The organism is Alteromonas sp. G4i35, assembly GCF_054960375.1.
In genome coordinates this window covers 118,763-134,711 of sequence record NZ_JBHNZD010000013.1, presented here as the reverse complement: position 1 = coordinate 134,711, position 15,949 = coordinate 118,763, and the positions used below count along the sequence as shown (strand labels likewise).

Below are 15,949 nucleotides of genomic sequence, written 5' to 3'. Positions count from 1 at the left end.
ACATACCGGGCGTAAAATTTGATTAAGAGTTGCGTTTGTTATGTGCGAGCTGATAAAGCGCAGGTAATATAAACAGTGTCAGTAAAGTTGACGATATAATTCCCCCAATGACTACAGTGGCGAGCGGTCTTTGTACTTCAGCACCTGTTCCTGTATTAAGTGCCATGGGAACAAAGCCTAAGCTGGCCACTAACGCAGTCATCAAAACAGGTCGAAGCCGGATTATGGCCCCTCGAATTACTGAAGTATAAATATCACCATTTTCCTGCCAGAGTTGTCTGATGAATGCGACCATCACTAGTCCATTCAAAACCGCGACCCCGGACAAAGCGATAAAGCCTACTCCCGCAGAAATTGAAAGAGGCATATCTCTAATCCAGAGTGCCAGTACTCCTCCAGTCAAGGCTAGTGGTACACCAGTGAAAATTATCAATGCGTCTTTAACAGACCCAAACGCCATAATGAGTATGCCAACTATCAACGCAAGCGTAACCGGAACGACTAAAGTCAGCCGTTTGCTGGCGGATTCCAGTTGTTCAAAGGTACCACCAAACTCTAACCAATATCCTTCCTTCATTTTTAAATCGGATTTAAGTCTTTTTTGTAAATCAACGACAAATCCTCCTAGGTCGGTTCCTCGTACGTTAGTCGTTACGACAACTCTGCGCTTTCCATTCTCTCGGCTGATCTGTGCAGGCGCCGGCTTTAACTCGAGAGTGGCTACCTCTTCAAGCGGTACAAAACTATTGCCGACACGAACAGGTAAGCTCTCTAATTTGTCAATATTTGTACGCAACTCTTCAGATAATCTGATTACAATTTTAAACCGACGATCGCCTTCATAGATTATGCCTGATTCCTTACCCCCTATGCTGGTTGAAACGAGTGCTTGAATGTCTGCTACGTTAAGACCGTACCTTGCGAGAGCATCTCGTTTTGGTAATATGGACAACATAGGAAGGCCGGCAACTTGCTCAACTCGGGTGTCTGAGGCACCTTGTATCGACTCAGCGATCTCAGCAACCTTATTTGCAGAATCCAACAATTGCTCTAAGTCATCACCGAAAACCTTGACTGCAACATCAGCCCTTACGCCGGAAATCAATTCATTAAATCTCATTTGAATTGGTTGGGTAAATTCATAGTTATTACCGGGAAGCTTTGAGGCGACTGATTCAATTTCAGCCACTAGATCCGATTTAGATTTAGCTGGATCAGGCCATTCTGAGCGAGGTTTAAGTATTACAAAACTATCGGCTACATTAGGAGGCATTGGGTCTGTAGCGACTTCTGGTGTACCTATTTTCGCAAAGACTACCGCTACCTCTGGAATTTCTAACAGCGCACCTTCAAGTAATTCTTGCATTTGAATTGATTGGTTTAGACCGGTACCCGTTATGCGTAAAGCCTGTAAAGCGACATCACCTTCATCCAGTTGAGGAATAAATTCAGACCCAAGTGTTGTTGCCAACCATCCGCAGAAGACAACAAACGCTAGTGCAGCCCCAAGAGCAGCAGCTTTAAATTTAAGAATAGCCCTAAGTGCTGGTTCGTAAGCCAGTTTCACCCAACGTATTAAAAAACTCTCCTTTTCACTGATTTTTCCCCCCATGAAAATTGCGATCGCTGCAGGCACTACCGTCAGTGACAAAATCATTGCCGCAATAAGAGCGATAACAACAGTTATTGCCATGGGATGAAACATCTTTCCCTCTACGCCTGTTAAAGTAAAAATAGGCAGATAAACAGCGGTTATGATCCCGACTCCAAATAAGCTGGGCCTGATTACTTCAATCGTTGCTATTTTCACTTCTTCTAGACGTTCCTTGAGTTGAAGAAGTCTGCCGTGATGCTGTTGCGCTTCAGATAAGCGCCTAATACAGTTTTCAACAATGATGACAGCGCCATCGACAATCAGACCAAAATCTAAAGCCCCCAAACTCATCAGATTTGCCGAAACACCTCTCTGGACCATTCCAGTGATTGTCATCATCATAGCAATAGGTATGATCGCAGCCGTAATAAGAGCCGCTCGAATATTGCCTAGTAGTAAAAATAATATGACAATTACGAGTAATGCTCCTTCCAGCAGGTTCTTCTGCACAGTGTTTATCGCTTTGTCGACCAGTGTAGTTCGATCATAGGCGGGTTCAGTAACTACCCAGCTTGGTAACGATCTTTGAATTTCAGTTAATTTACTGGCAGTTAAAGCTGCAACTTCCCTTGAGTTTTCTCCCAGCAACATCATGACCGTTCCCATCACTGTCTCTTTACCATTTCTTGTAGCGGCACCGGTCCTCAGCTGCTTACCCAAGCCTACAGTTCCAATATCTTTTATTAGAACAGGAACAGATCCTTTTTTTCCTACTACGACATTTTCGATATCCTTTATCCCTGTCAATTGACCTGGAGAGCGAACAAGAAGTTGCTCGCCATTTTTCTCAATATAGCCTGCTCCAGCATTATCATTGTTTAAATATAGTGCTTCAGAAATGTCTTTAAGCGAGACTCCCATCTCCAGCATTTTTACAGGGTCGGGATTGACGTGATATTGCTTGTCATAACCTCCAATAGTGTTTACTTCTACTACTCCCGGAACCTGGGCTAACTGTGGTCGAATGATCCAATCTTGTACCTCTCTTAAAGCCATAGGTGTGACCGGCGAGCCATCGGGTAACGTTGCTCCATCTTTCCCTTCCAGTGTATATACGAAAATTTCGCCAAGCCCTGTTGCGATTGGCCCCATTTCTGGCTCAAGGCCATCAGGTAAAACACTTTTAAGGTTAGCAAGTCTTTCGTCGATTAAATTTCGGGCAAAAAAGATATCCGTTCCTTCTTCGAAAATAACTGTAATCTGTGAAAGACCATACCTCGATATAGAACGTGTATAGGATAAGTTAGGCAAGCCATATAGTGCTGTTTCGACAGGAAATGTTATTCGTTGTTCAGCTTCTAATGGTGAGTACCCCGGAGCTTTGGTGTTAATCTGAACCTGTACATTTGTAATATCTGGTACAGCATCAATAGGTAATCGCTGGTAGCTCCAAACGCCGATCCCAATTAAGATTAGTGCAAGAACAAGAAACAAAAAGCGTCTTTCTACTGAAAGACGAATAATATTATCAATCATTTATCGTCTCCAGGATTAGTGAGCGTGAGAGGCACCGGATTTTTCAAGATCCGCTTTTATCAGAAAGCTATTTTTTGATACGTAAATTTGACCAGCGATTAAGCCACGCTTTACTTCAGTGAAGTTGTCATCTTTTATACCCAGCTCGACAGGGACAGCTTGAAACGTGTTACCATCGTTTAAAAATACAACTGAGTTACCATCCATTGATTGGATAGCTTCATTCTCAACGCGAAGCGAAACATCGACTTTCTGAGCATCAACTACACCTGTAACCATATCGCCGGGGGAGAATTCTCCTTCGGTATTAGTGATTTCAACAATTGCGATCTGATAAGGTTCAAGTGAACCTGACGGAATGAGAAATTTGACCTTTGCATCTTGCTGTCGGGAACCTTTTTTTATGTGGATATAAGAGCCCTGCTTTATTGTATCCCGCTTGGATGGAAATACTTTCAATTCTGCCCAAAGCGTTTCAGCGTCGACTATTTTATAAAGCGTTTCACTGGTAACCAACTGCCCAACATTAACATTTCGACTTACTACCGTACCCGAAATTGGCGCTTTCACGATGTAGGTTTGTAAGCTGTCATTTGATTGAATTTTTGCAATTACATCGCCAGCCTTCACGCTGTCACCAACATCCGAAGCGAGAGTTTCTACAACTCCCGAGAACCGCGCATTAACTTCAGCCTTGTTCTTGGGTGGAATTACAAGAGTACCCAACAATTCGATATGTCTTTCAATGGTCCCACTCTGAACTTCGGAGGTTGCTAATTGAAACTTTTCAGTTAATGCTCTTGAGATCTGTGTTCTTCCCTCGAAGTTTTCCCACTCCCAGGAATACTTTCGTCTTTTGTCAGTCAGATAAATAGTAGCCCTAAAAGAATGAGGTTCAGACAGAGCTTTTATTGACCGCAAAACCCCCTCTGAAGTTTGAAACTCAAATTTTTCTGAGCTTGAACCTAACTTCTGTAGCTCTATAGAAAAGGAATCAGGGATAAATGGCTTCCCATCTTCAAAAGTCGAGGCAATAATTACAGAGCCCTCGGGGCTTTCATCGATACTTACTTCTATTTTGATGTTACCTTTCTGGAATATATTTTGGTTGTCATTTGAATTGGTGGCATCTTCACTTGCGGTCGCGATAGATGTCACAGTGCCGATAAGAAATAAAAATAAAATTTGCTTTAGCATAATTAATCCTGGAGATTGAAAGTGAATGATTTCAGAGATTGCCCTGTCCATTGTTCGATAAGTGCTTCATTGAGCAGGGTGGCTTCGCGATAGTTGATGAGACTCCGTTGAGATTGGAGAAGTGCATCACGTGAAGCAAACCATTCTTGATAAGTGTAAATTCCCTTTTGATAGCCCTCCTTGGTCAGCTCCAATGCTCTTTTCAAATCTGGCATTACTTCTTTTTCCAGGTGCAATGCTGCCTGTGAACTAAAATTTATGCTTTTCGTTGCTTTAAATAGAATCGCTTTTACATCGAGATACTTGGTGTCTCGCTCTAATAACTCCGCCTCCTTACTAGCAATTGCAGATTTGACTGCACCCGAATTCCTCTTCTCAGCAAATAGTGGAATTGAGGCACCAAAAACTAACGATGTATCTTGAGCTCCCTGATTCCTTCTAACACCAACAGACCAAGATAGGTCTGCGGTATTATCAGACTTAGCCAACTGAATTTCAGCGTCCTTCAGGTCAAGTGACTTAATTAGTAAATCCGCATTCGATGATGATAAGAATTGGTTAAAAAGTGTTTCGTAGGAATAATTTTTAGCGGGTGAATTTAAAGAACCAGTAAGCGTGATATCTTCATAATTGCCCTGCCAGAATAGTGTGAGAGATTGCAGGGCTATCTCTTTATTCACCTTTGCTGTCGCAAGTTCTAATTTCGCTTGATTTAAAGCCGATTTAGCTCTGAACAATTCAGCATCATTCGTTGCACCACTTTTTATTCTATTAGTGATCACAGTAAGAGCATCTTCAGCTAAGCTCACACTTCGCTCAGCTATTTGCAGACGCTCCTGTTGTGCCAGAACGCGAATATACTGCTGAGTGAGCCCACCAAGTAGTGAGAGAGACATTGAATACTGCTCTGAATCTAAAAGGGCAGCTCTGGCATCCACAACCAGTGTTCTTGCACTCTTCTTTCCACCAAGTTCATACACTGAAGATAGAGAGATGGTTGCTTCTGCTGCTTGAACTCCCGAAGTAGAACTTGTGCCCATCACATTTTCTAGATTAGCACCTACGGTGTAAGCTGGAGAAAGCAAAGCTTGTTGGCGATCTCCCTCAAGAGCTCTAGTAAGAGGTCTGAATTTCAACAAGCTTGGATGACGGTTGAGAGTAAGTTGAACTGCATCATCTAAAGTTACTTGTTCTGCCAATGCATTGGCTTGAGATAGCATCAATGCACTAGTCAATATTCCGGCGCGCGTAAATTTGCGCACAGGAAACTGTGAAATTTTCATGATATATAATCCTAGTCAGTTGAAAAAACGAAAAACGACAGGGATTAAATTCTTGGAGGACGCTCTATTTGGTTAATGAAACGATTAGGTGTAGCTTCACTATAAACTGAGACTAAATTGGGAGATTTTTTTAGAAACGAGCTTTCAATATCAAAGTAAAAAGCTATGTGTGTAAAATGGCCATGACAAGAACAACAATGGTCACAATCACTTCCCGTATCTAAATCGTAAGCATCGGACAGTTCGATTAATGTATTTTCAGTACATAATTCATTGCTAAACAAGTGGTCTTGTTCAATAGAAAACGCGTCAGTCACAATCAACAAAAATTGTGCGCACAACAAAAAAGCGGCTAAGACCACTTTTAGATTTTTGCTAATGCGGTAATTCGTTTTCAACACAAGATTCCTCTATTGGCAATTCATGTTCTCTTAAAATATGATTGTAGTCAATGCCTAAATGGTCAGCTTTCTGATTCACAAGAGGAACTCTGTATTAAAAAGCCATGTATTTCAATTAAGTTGCTAAATCTTGTCAGAAAAACAGAAATCTACTGCAAAGCCTGCTCATACATAATCCGGCAATGTAAAATAAGTACACCGAAGGAATAGAAGAATACATCATGCAATTTCAATAAGCCTGTCACAATTATTGCGTCTCGCTCGTACCAAAACCTGTAATACCCCCTACAACAAGTGTAAAAGCAAGTCCAATACTGAAAGATAAAATCACCGTTGACCCAAGAGGTAGCTTTTCCAATTGCTATCTGATCTCCTTACAGTGAGCGCATCAATGAACAACAAAGTAAATATTATCTGGCTCATGCCATAACCGTGATGCTATGCTTATGAGCATGAAGTTGGTTCGCATCGCTTCTTTGAGTTCACCAAATCATCTAAGGCTCCATTTTCGAATAAACGGTACAATAGACTAGTAGAAAGGCATATCGGAAACTCGATATCGCTAGATACCTTACTGTAACTTTTTGGCTAAAAACGTTGTCGCTTCGCGTAAAAATGCCGGTCATTTTTTGACCTTGGCAAGTTCATGTTTTAATCTGCTATCCCCGCGTCACAACGGGGATCACTGCTCTTATGTGTTTTATCTTTAGATTGCGCAGCATGATGTTTTCAGCAGTTAGGTAGACTAAGAAAAATACTAATATCTAAAGCAATCTGACGACCAATAATATCAGGTTTCTAGCAGAGTAATACCGCTTCGAGTATGAATTCTGAAGTATACTTTGTTTGTTAACAACCACTCATTCCTGGCATAGCAAGCTTCTTTAGGGGAGGTTTCCTAAAAATCTGAAGAGGCTCCACAGATGACTGAAATCTATGAAGGGGCACTATAATAATTGTGATAATTCTCTTTCTGATCTAGAACCGTAGCAGAGTTACTTTCATGTTAAATAGTTCATGTTAATGCTTATTAACGTTACCTATTCGAGTAGAGATAAGAAGTTAGCTTTCCTCTTTTGACTACGATATATCATGCAAGCGAATAGCGCTCACTTCAGCAGCAAATTTAAAATAATTAAAGGGTTGTAAATCTCTGTCAAGACAGTTGGGTGACGTCAACATGTTGGAGATATACAAGATGAAAACTAAGCTGCCTCATATTGGTATTTTTTGGGTCTACAAGTCGACTGTACTTGCTAAAGCAATGCCTTTGAATAGTACAGAGCCTGATAGCCTTTCACTCTATGACAGTGACTTTAGCCATTTAGTAGAGTGGGAAGAGCATAGAATATACCTTCCGTGTTTTCCTGAGCTCATTGCTGTTGAATATCAAGAAGTCAGCAGGGGTAGAGTAATCTACTCTGGAAACTCAAAGTTCTTTAAAATATATGCAGACAGAAAAGTGGTACAGAGCGTTGAGCTTCAAACCTTGGTATGTGATAAATTTAATCTAATACCGAGTCAATGCACTTGGAAGCTAGACAAGCATTACCGTATCTTTAGTTCATAAAAAGCTTACGAAAAAGTTAAAAAGTCGCTTTGTAAAGAATACGCAAGCAAATCATAAGGACATGACGTTGAATATATTTGAAGTAATAAACAATAGTATTTCTGACTTTGTAGAAAATCAAGAAAATAAAGCGCTCAAGAGAGGTACAGGCTCTTATTCGATACCGTTTAGAGGCTCTATCTTCGGGGAAATCGAGACAGCAAAAGTATTAAGTAAGCTCAATGCCGAATCAGTTGATGTAATTTGGTTAGGCTCAAATCCTAATGTTCCTGAATCTCTCGACGCTATTTTGTCTCCTTCCTCCCCTTCCCACTACGAGGGTTTTGTGCAACAAGCCATGAACGACAATTTCAGCGAAGCGTACAAAAATAGCGAAGGTGCGAATGTCCCATTGTGGGATCCTATTAACAAGCCAAACAACAAGTGGCAATTCTACTCAGAGATATTCAACAAGCGGTTTGGTGAACACAAAACGCTCATGGCTAACATAGTGCTGTGGGGAAGTAAGGATTTTAAAAGCTTCACTTCTCAGTTGGCTAAATACGATAAAGCGCTTTTAGAGAGAGCTATTCAGTTTTCTTACGAGCTGAACAATCAGATAATCGAGTACTTCAAGCCAAAAGTTGTTCTTGTTCCCAAGAGCTCTAATAGCCCATCATCAAAGAATTGGCTACTACACTCTTCAAACTTAACAGACATACAGCATCACGAAGTGAGAGGTAAAGTAACGTTCAAGTTTTCAGTAGGTAGCCTGCAAAAAGGCGATTTTAAAACAACTGTAATATCAGCCCCCCACCCTTCATACACACCAAGAATTGGTCGTGAATTTAGAGAGTCTGCGCAAAACGCTATCTTCACAGTATTACAAAATTGCTGATACTTATTAATCTACTTCATAAACAAAAACTAATTTTGCATTTGTTAGCATCTTTAGTTGATGAGTTTATCGCACGAGAGTTACATGATAGAACTTAAGATTTTGGGATCCTTTATTACCGCTAGTGCAACTATTTTAGTAGCCTTAGCAACATATATATGGAAAATTCAGAGAGAAAAAAAAGAAAGTAATCGAACAATAATTTATTTACTCCTTGAGTTACGCAATGTATTTATCAATTCAGTAATTAATACAGATCGCGCGATTGACGGTTACTTGAAGCTGTATTTAGAGAAATTGAATGACCAAGCATTCTCGCCTAAAGATAAATCAGCATTCGAAGCAGAGCTACGAATTGCCCTTGAGAAAGCATTTAATTCGTTAATCATTGATATGAAGGAAGAACTGCGAGTAGATTTCTCCTCTCAGTTTGACAGCGCTATTTTAGAGCTTTCAAAACATGACCCAATACTTGCTTACCGATTGCAGAAAAACATAAAAATTGAAAAAACTTTCGAGGTAATAGAGAATCATCTAACGAGGACCAAAGATTGGGTCGATAACACTAACGAAGAAAATTTGCCTTCTTTTGAGAGTATTTCGCGAAGGTTAGAATCTAAATTGGTTGAAAAACTAGCTGGAGATCTTGAACAAGATATTCTCACCGTTGCTAGTAGTGATTCATTTTTAACTAAATTAAAATGCAAAAGGATCATTAGCAATAAGAACATAAATAGCATTTACGATTTTAGCGAGATCGGTCCCTATTTGGATGAATCTTTAATTACGGTCTTCGAAAACAGTAGTCAGAATATTTAAGACAACAAGGATGTTTATGTGTGTGATTCATAGAGATCGTTTCAAAATAATACGACTCTAAGAACAAAGAAATTAGACAGCGACTCAAGTGGATTGAGCTTTACGAAGAAACTAAAAATGCAGGTCTGGTTTGCCGCAGGTGTGGTATATCCAGACCCACTCTTCGTAAATGGTTAAAACGATACAAAGAAAATGGTCTAGACGGTCTTCAGGACGTTTCTAAACGCCCTCATACCTCGCCAAATGCTAAAATAAACCATCAGGTAGAGGAATGGATTCTAAGCCTGAGAAAAGACAGGAAGCTTGGTGCGCGGAGAATCCAAAATGAACTTCTTCGCGAGCATAGTGTTCAATTATCGCTTGCTTCCATACATAAGGTGCTGACCAGACATGACGTTAAACCAATAGTATTTCAACGGAAGAAAAAAGACTTCATCCGTTACCAAAGACCTATTCCAGGTGATCGAGTGCAGATGGATACATGCAAAATCGCTCCTGGAATTTACCAATATACTGCTATTGATGACTGCTCTAGATATCGCGTACTGGATGTGTTTAACCGGAGGTCGGCAGCAAACACCCTTATTTTTATCGATAAGGTAATCGAGGAAATGCCATTTCCAATACAGCGAATACAAACCGACCGTGGTACAGAATTCTTCGCAGAGAAAGTTCAGCGAAAGCTGATGGATTATGGCATCAAATTTCGTCCTAACAAGCCTGGTTCTCCTCACCTGAATGGTAAGGTTGAAAGGTCGCAAAGAACCGACAAAGAAGAGTTTTATTCAACAGTAAACTTGAATCTAGACGAACTAAAAAACGAAACATTGCCCGAATGGCAGCATTACTACAACTGGCAACGGGCACATGGTTCGTTAAAGGGAAAAACGCCAATGGATATTGTCTGTGAAAGACTTGAACAAGCCCCACTTTGAGAAGAGGTTCACGAGGATTATATAACTGAGGACGAGCGCATTCAGCTATCAAATTATCAACGCGACCTGCAATTGAGAAAAGTGAAATGATGTCTATGAATCACACAACTCATGCCATATAAATCGACTTTCTAACACTCCAAACAATGGATAGTAACTCGCGATCACAACAGTGAGCGTTGGATAAAAACTTCGGTCTTTATCGAATTTATTTAACTTCGCCAATCCTATTATTAAAACAGCTACCAAAGCCCCTATTGAAGTACTCACTAACACTTTATTTACCCATGTGCCGGTAATAGAAAAATTGCCCCTTCCAGCGGCTAAAACTTGCCACGCTTCTATTCGTCTTTGCTTGAAGAAAACGCTTTTAATGCTTTTTCCAGTGAATATTTTGCGTTAGGCATAACGGAACCTGTGAATTCTTGTACCGCTTGATGGATTTCATGCTCAGCTGGGTTTCTTTCAATTATTCCCAAGTTAAGTAACTTAATTCTGTCCGCTTCGTTTTTACTATGTACCACTGTGTTGTCCTGTTTTTGTTTGTTATGGCTGTACGATCAGGCGTAACGTAAGTCTGATCGTTGCTATTGAAACAATTACTTTTTATGGGTTTGCCCAGGAGGAACACGGTGGCAACTCCAGGGTTTGTGTTTTGCATTTTCACGAATGTTTTCGTCAACGAATTGGTAATAGCCTTCTTTCATTTTTGTCCAAAAGTCGTCCGAAATGTCTGCCCCGTTGTCACGAATGATTGTCTCAATGCCATCTAAATTGCAGTGGGTTGCATCGTAGCCTATATGCAGGGTACTTTTGGCGTCCTCAAATGAAACTGCATCGATTCCAAAGGTCCCATCAATGCCAGCAATAATTGCTTCTATGTTATCTTCGGTAATACCAACCAACTTTAAATGCCGTACGACTAAATTCGCCTCTGATACACCGACTCTGTGATCTAGATCGCTCATCTTTTCCTCCTATAAATCGATTGTTAACTTGTTTATGTTCGTCATTTCTTTAATTATTTAAAACACTATTGGCACCGAGCTGCTGCTTCATTAACGATTGTAAAATTGACATTCTTTGTTCAAGATAAAACAAATGTTCGTCTACCGAATTTCCCATGACTACAAAGTCGCCCCCTGCTAAACCGCTGTCGATAAGAACGAGACTTCGTTGAAGGCCATTTGTGTACGTTTCTTCCAGATGTGCTTTGTGTTGCAGGTCTGTTTCACTTTGGAGTCTCTTCTCAATATTCGTTAAATAAATTTCCATCATTTTCATATGCTCAACGATGAGAGTTTGCCTATCAGAGACGTCGTTGATCCGTTGTATGCGTTGCATTAGTGCATCCATGACAAGCTCATTACTTCGAAGCATATCATCCGCACTCATCGACGTTTGAGCAGCAGCAAATGTCGCGGGTAACACCCCTCCAACAAACAGTAATGACAGTAGTACTTTGTTCATTTTGTAATCCTTAATTAGTGCTTGAAACGTTTGAAATACCCATACGGGGAAACCAACCTGGCGTCGTTTGTTTATAGTGTCTGTAGCTATCACCAAACTCGGATTCAGCTTGCTGCTCTTCTCGCGTGGCGAGTCGAGCATAAACGACAATAAGAATTGGAAACATAAGTAAGGTTGGCAGTGTTGGCCATTGCAACAAAAAGCCAAACATGATCAGTATAAATGCAACATATTGAGGATGCCGGCAGCGAGCGTACCATCCAGTAGTGGCTAAACTATGCGATTTTTGCGCGTGGTGTAGGACACTCCAAGAAGCGGATAGTAAAAAGAAACCTAAAATGATGATGACATTACTTAAGATGTGTAAAATATCCCAGTGAGCATCGCCGGATAGCCCTAGCAAAGTATGCCACAAGTGACCATTTTCATGCGCTAAAAAGTCTACCCCTGGATAACTTTCCGCTAACCACCCTGACAAAAAATATATTGTCAGGGGGAAACCATACATTTCGGTAAATAAGGCCACGATAAAAGCGGAAAATACACCTAGGCTTCGCCAATCTGTTTTCGACTTCGGCTTGATAAAACTAAACGCAAAAAAGATAAAAATGGCTGAGTTTATAATGACTAGTGCCCAGAGCCCATAATCAGAATCACCGTGCATTATTATTCTCCGTTTTATGTTTTCCTTTACGGGCCTGCTCTAACCCTTCGATATAGCCTTTTCGATATTGCTCATTGTCCTCGGTTTGTTCTTTAAATGTTTTTTCGGTGTGCTCATGTGTTTCATGTCCTTTGCCATGACTGCCGTGCATAAAAATGTGCATGACAAGGCACAACAACAAGATCAAGTAAGGTAAATACGGAAACACATGCTCACCATGCTCAACCAGCAAGAAGTAGCTCGCGGCGGTAATAAGGCCTATGGCAGACCAACCACTGGGGGTGCGCCAAAAGGGGACTTTTTGTTTACTCATAATACACCTCGCTTTGGTATCTTTTACGTTAATAAAAAGCGTTTAATCACTTGATCACCAACGTGCCACGATACATTTGCATCTGACAATGAAATGGGTAAACGCCGGCACTGGAAGCAGGAATAGTGACCGTCACTCGCTTGTTAAGCGCTAATGTTTCATTGATATCCAACTCCGGGATCAATAACGTTTCTGCACAGGGCGTTGCATCTTCTCTGACGAACATAAGCTGAACGGACTGATGCGCCGGCACCGTGATATTGGCAGGCTGATACACGCCGTCTTTTACAAGGACTTTGATACTGCCGTCTTTTATCTGGGTTGATTGTGCTTTGTAAAGCCAAAACCACCAAACAATAAGCCCAATCAGGATAAGCCCTGCTAAATTAATCCATATCATCATTGTGTACTCCTAGTGCTCTTTCGCTTTAAATAGACGTAATCGGTTAGCATTGGTCACCACCGTTAGTGATGAGAATGCCATCGCTGCACCAGCAATGACTGGGTTAAGCAGTATCCCTAAGAATGGATAAAAGACGCCTGCCGCAAATGGTATTCCGGCGACATTATAAATAAATGCGCCAAAGAGGTTTTGCTTGATGTTACGCAGTGTTGCTTTGCTCACGGCAATTGCATCCGCTAACCCATGTAGGGAGCCGCGCATCAACGTTATATCCGCACTTTCTATCGCTACATCAGTCCCAGTCCCAATCGCAAAGCCGACGTTGGCATGAGCAAGGGCCGGTGCGTCATTTATGCCATCACCGGTCATACCCACAATTTCGCCTTCACGTTGAAGCTCAAGTATTTTGTTTGCCTTATCTTCCGGCATCACTTCGGCAACGTAATCTGCAATCCCCGCTTTTCGGGCGACGGCTTTTGCGGTCAGTCGATTATCCCCGGTTAACATCACAACTCGTATCCCGTTATGCTGTAGCCGCTTTATCGCATCTATTGAGTCAGATTTTATTGGGTCAGCGACGGCAATTACGGCAACTAATGTAGAATCAATAGCAAAATACATAGGGGTCTTTGCATCCGCTGCTAACCTCTGCGCTTTGTCGATGTAATGATGAAGCTCGATCCCTTGGTCTATCATCAATTTTTCATTTCCAAATAGCAGGCGTTGAGAATTTAGCATGGCTTCAACCCCCTTCCCCGCAATGGACTGAAAATCAGTAACGGAATGGATCGGCACACCTTGCTCCTTTGCAGATTCAACGATCGCCATGGCAAGTGGATGCTCAGAACCAGACTCAAGGCTAGCCGCCAAAGAAAGCACATCGTTGTGACTATGATCTGAAACTATAACGACATCTGTTACTTTAGGGGCCCCCTCAGTAATAGTGCCTGTTTTATCTAGAACCATAGTGGTTATTTTTGATGCAGATTGCAGCGCTTCGCCGTTTCGGATAAGAACCCCCGCTTCAGCCGCCTTTCCCACACCGACCATCACCGACATCGGTGTGGCCAAACCCAAGGCGCAAGGGCAGGCAATAATCAGTACTGTGGTCGCAGAAACGATTGCAAAAGCTACTTCAGGAGATGGACCATAATTCAACCAGGCCAGCGCACTGATCACGGCAATGATCATGACGACCGGTACAAAATAGGCGGAAATCATATCAGCTAATCGACCAATAGGCGGTTTAGAATTTTGTGCGCGTTTTACCATGTTAATAATTTGAGCAAGCGCGGTATCTTTTCCCACGCGCTCTGCTCGAAAGACGATAGAGCCTGATTTGTTTATCGTGCCGGCAACGACCTCATCGTCTTTTCGTTTTTCTATGGGCATGGGTTCACCCGTTAGCATTGATTCATCAATACTTGTCTGGCCCTCGACAACTAAGCCATCAACAGAGATGCGCTCCCCAGGGCGAACCCGGATAAGATCATTTAGCAGAACATCTTCAATCGGAATATCTATATCATGCCCATCACGAATGACGCGAGCTGTTTTGGCTTGTAAACCAATCAGTCGTTTAATTGCCTCGGACGTTTTACCGCGTGCTTTTATCTCAAGCGCTAAGCCTAAATTAATGAGACCAATTATCATGGCTGTTGCTTCAAAATAGACATGCCGCGCCATTTCAGGCACATATCCGGGGAAAAACACAACGACCATAGAGTACAACCAGGCTGTTCCTGTCCCCAATGCAATCAAAGTATCCATGTTCGCGGCGTGATTTTTAAAGGAGTTCCAAGCACCTACATAAAAATGCCGACCAGAAAACACCATAACACCCAATGTCATGATCCCTACAATCAACCACACGATCCGCTCAGTGGTCGTGTTGACGCTCATTTCCCCCATCACCAAGCCATAAAGCATCAGTGGCACACCCAGAGATAATGCAATGACCATGTCTCGCATTAGTTTTTTATAATATGCCCAGTCCGCCTGTTCCTTTTCTTCAATGGCAGCCTCATCTGAATCCGTATTCGCTAATGTTGCGTTATACCCAGCTTGCTCTACCGCCTTAATCAATGCGTGGGAGGATGAACTGCCCATCACCAACACCGAGCGTTCAGCAAAATTCATCTCAGCATTGGTGACACCCGAGACCTGTTTTAAGGCCGCTTCAATTTTAGACACACAACTGGCGCAACTTGCACCTTGGATATTGAGTTGTAGCTCACCCGAAGACGCAGAGACTTGCTCAGTATGTGTTTCACTCTCGACCGCCTTACTAGCGGTTGATACTTTTTTGTCACCGCCACAACACGAATGAATTTTCGCATCGTCCGTTTTTGAATTCATGAGCCACTCCCTCTCTAAATAATGTTATGATTTAAGTGTTGTGAAACCTTCAATCAAATGGCAAATCGTATCGGCCGTTGGATGCTGATCCGGTGTATTTTCCCATTCTGAGATTGCTTTTCGCATGCGCAGTCTTAGCTCATGCATGTCCTGATACCGCTGTTCAGTTTCTTTCAACCTTTGTTCAATAAGGCGCCGAACCGTCGGGCATGGCGCGTTGGTTTGTGATGACGTGAACAGAATTTCCTTAATATCATTGATAGAGAAACCTAATGAACGCGCGCTTAAAATAAACCGTAGTCGTGTCACATCAGCGGGCCTGTAATACTTGTAACCATTGTGCGATTTACTTGGCACCAAAAACCCAATGCGCGTGTAATACCGTACGCTGTCCGCGCTAATCTCTAGTGCATCTGCAATTTGTTTAACGCGCATTTTAACGCTCCTCTTTTATCAACATAGATATGCGGTTAAGCACGCCTTTAATCCTATGTTCTACTCTCACGTTACTAGGGTAAACCTATGTGTT

At 41.8% G+C, this 15,949-nt stretch carries 14 protein-coding genes and 1 pseudogene; 4 read left to right on the top strand and 11 right to left on the bottom strand.

What is annotated here, in order from left to right; all coding sequences use genetic code 11:
- Positions 1 to 22: 22 nt before the first annotated feature.
- Genes ACFI6L_RS10325 through ACFI6L_RS10315 form a run of 3 tightly spaced genes read right to left on the bottom strand, consistent with a single transcriptional unit; the run spans position 23 to position 5,610 of the window.
- Complete coding sequence (locus ACFI6L_RS10325) at positions 23 to 3,130, bottom strand: efflux RND transporter permease subunit (RefSeq protein WP_012516886.1); 3,108 nt, start codon at positions 3,128 to 3,130, stop codon at positions 23 to 25.
- A 15-nt stretch (positions 3,131 to 3,145) separates the two neighbouring features.
- Positions 3,146 to 4,327, bottom strand: a complete 1,182-nt coding sequence (locus tag ACFI6L_RS10320; protein WP_281716392.1) for an efflux RND transporter periplasmic adaptor subunit — start codon at positions 4,325 to 4,327, stop codon at positions 3,146 to 3,148.
- A gap of 2 nt (positions 4,328 to 4,329) precedes the next feature.
- Positions 4,330 to 5,610 (bottom strand): TolC family protein, encoded by a 1,281-nt coding sequence (locus ACFI6L_RS10315; protein ID WP_012516884.1) that lies wholly within the window; start codon positions 5,608 to 5,610, stop codon positions 4,330 to 4,332.
- Positions 5,611 to 7,209: 1,599 nt separating this feature from the next.
- Here ACFI6L_RS10315 and ACFI6L_RS10310 point away from each other — a divergent pair.
- The 4 genes and pseudogenes from ACFI6L_RS10310 (at position 7,210) to ACFI6L_RS10295 (ending at position 10,302) form a co-directional block, all read left to right on the top strand.
- Positions 7,210 to 7,581, top strand: a complete 372-nt coding sequence (locus ACFI6L_RS10310; protein ID WP_231513153.1) for a hypothetical protein — start codon at positions 7,210 to 7,212, stop codon at positions 7,579 to 7,581.
- Between the two features lie 61 nt (positions 7,582 to 7,642).
- Positions 7,643 to 8,458 (top strand): hypothetical protein, encoded by an 816-nt coding sequence (locus ACFI6L_RS10305; RefSeq protein WP_014997010.1) that lies wholly within the window; start codon positions 7,643 to 7,645, stop codon positions 8,456 to 8,458.
- A gap of 84 nt (positions 8,459 to 8,542) precedes the next feature.
- Positions 8,543 to 9,277, top strand: coding sequence for a hypothetical protein (locus ACFI6L_RS10300; protein WP_012516879.1), 735 nt, complete (start codon positions 8,543 to 8,545; stop codon positions 9,275 to 9,277).
- A gap of 71 nt (positions 9,278 to 9,348) precedes the next feature.
- Positions 9,349 to 10,302: pseudogene (locus tag ACFI6L_RS10295) on the top strand (IS481 family transposase).
- 251 nt (positions 10,303 to 10,553) lie between these two features.
- Here ACFI6L_RS10295 and ACFI6L_RS10290 read toward each other — a convergent pair.
- The 8 genes from ACFI6L_RS10290 to ACFI6L_RS10255 form a co-directional block, all read right to left on the bottom strand.
- Entirely contained in the window at positions 10,554 to 10,736 is a 183-nt protein-coding gene (locus tag ACFI6L_RS10290) for a hypothetical protein (RefSeq protein WP_012516877.1), read from the bottom strand.
- Positions 10,737 to 10,811: 75 nt separating this feature from the next.
- On the bottom strand, positions 10,812 to 11,180 hold the full coding sequence (locus ACFI6L_RS10285) for a hypothetical protein (RefSeq protein WP_012516876.1): 369 nt from the start codon (positions 11,178 to 11,180) through the stop codon (positions 10,812 to 10,814).
- Between the two features lie 49 nt (positions 11,181 to 11,229).
- Entirely contained in the window at positions 11,230 to 11,682 is a 453-nt protein-coding gene (locus tag ACFI6L_RS10280) for a hypothetical protein (protein ID WP_014997007.1), read from the bottom strand.
- A gap of 10 nt (positions 11,683 to 11,692) precedes the next feature.
- Positions 11,693 to 12,346, bottom strand: a complete 654-nt coding sequence (locus tag ACFI6L_RS10275; RefSeq protein ID WP_014997006.1) for a methyltransferase family protein — start codon at positions 12,344 to 12,346, stop codon at positions 11,693 to 11,695.
- A complete protein-coding gene (locus tag ACFI6L_RS10270) occupies positions 12,336 to 12,659 on the bottom strand; it encodes a DUF2933 domain-containing protein (RefSeq protein ID WP_014997005.1) in 324 nt (107 codons plus the stop codon). The genes ACFI6L_RS10275 and ACFI6L_RS10270 overlap by 11 nt, the downstream gene beginning before the upstream one ends.
- Positions 12,660 to 12,705: 46 nt before the next feature.
- Positions 12,706 to 13,062, bottom strand: a complete 357-nt coding sequence (locus tag ACFI6L_RS10265) for a cupredoxin domain-containing protein (protein ID WP_012516868.1) — start codon at positions 13,060 to 13,062, stop codon at positions 12,706 to 12,708.
- A 9-nt stretch (positions 13,063 to 13,071) separates the two neighbouring features.
- Positions 13,072 to 15,420 (bottom strand): heavy metal translocating P-type ATPase, encoded by a 2,349-nt coding sequence (locus tag ACFI6L_RS10260; RefSeq protein WP_462573928.1) that lies wholly within the window; start codon positions 15,418 to 15,420, stop codon positions 13,072 to 13,074.
- A gap of 24 nt (positions 15,421 to 15,444) precedes the next feature.
- On the bottom strand, positions 15,445 to 15,855 hold the full coding sequence (locus ACFI6L_RS10255) for a MerR family transcriptional regulator (RefSeq protein ID WP_015066020.1): 411 nt from the start codon (positions 15,853 to 15,855) through the stop codon (positions 15,445 to 15,447).
- Positions 15,856 to 15,949: the final 94 nt, after the last annotated feature.

Excerpts from the sequence above, each read along its gene's own strand:
- ACFI6L_RS10260 (WP_462573928.1), bottom strand. The coding sequence starts at position 15,420 with ATGAATTCAAAAACGGACGATGCGAAAATTCATTCGTGTTGTGGCGGT.
- ACFI6L_RS10310 (WP_231513153.1), top strand. The coding sequence starts at position 7,210 with ATGAAAACTAAGCTGCCTCATATTGGTATTTTTTGGGTCTACAAGTCG.
- ACFI6L_RS10265 (WP_012516868.1), bottom strand. The coding sequence starts at position 13,062 with ATGATGATATGGATTAATTTAGCAGGGCTTATCCTGATTGGGCTTATT.
- ACFI6L_RS10315 (WP_012516884.1), bottom strand. The coding sequence starts at position 5,610 with ATGAAAATTTCACAGTTTCCTGTGCGCAAATTTACGCGCGCCGGAATA.
- ACFI6L_RS10270 (WP_014997005.1), bottom strand. The coding sequence starts at position 12,659 with ATGAGTAAACAAAAAGTCCCCTTTTGGCGCACCCCCAGTGGTTGGTCT.
- ACFI6L_RS10325 (WP_012516886.1), bottom strand. The coding sequence starts at position 3,130 with ATGATTGATAATATTATTCGTCTTTCAGTAGAAAGACGCTTTTTGTTT.
- ACFI6L_RS10280 (WP_014997007.1), bottom strand. The coding sequence starts at position 11,682 with ATGAACAAAGTACTACTGTCATTACTGTTTGTTGGAGGGGTGTTACCC.
- ACFI6L_RS10305 (WP_014997010.1), top strand. The coding sequence starts at position 7,643 with ATGACGTTGAATATATTTGAAGTAATAAACAATAGTATTTCTGACTTT.
- ACFI6L_RS10255 (WP_015066020.1), bottom strand. The coding sequence starts at position 15,855 with ATGCGCGTTAAACAAATTGCAGATGCACTAGAGATTAGCGCGGACAGC.
- ACFI6L_RS10275 (WP_014997006.1), bottom strand. The coding sequence starts at position 12,346 with ATGCACGGTGATTCTGATTATGGGCTCTGGGCACTAGTCATTATAAAC.
- ACFI6L_RS10300 (WP_012516879.1), top strand. The coding sequence starts at position 8,543 with ATGATAGAACTTAAGATTTTGGGATCCTTTATTACCGCTAGTGCAACT.
- ACFI6L_RS10320 (WP_281716392.1), bottom strand. The coding sequence starts at position 4,327 with ATGCTAAAGCAAATTTTATTTTTATTTCTTATCGGCACTGTGACATCT.
- ACFI6L_RS10285 (WP_012516876.1), bottom strand. The coding sequence starts at position 11,180 with ATGAGCGATCTAGATCACAGAGTCGGTGTATCAGAGGCGAATTTAGTC.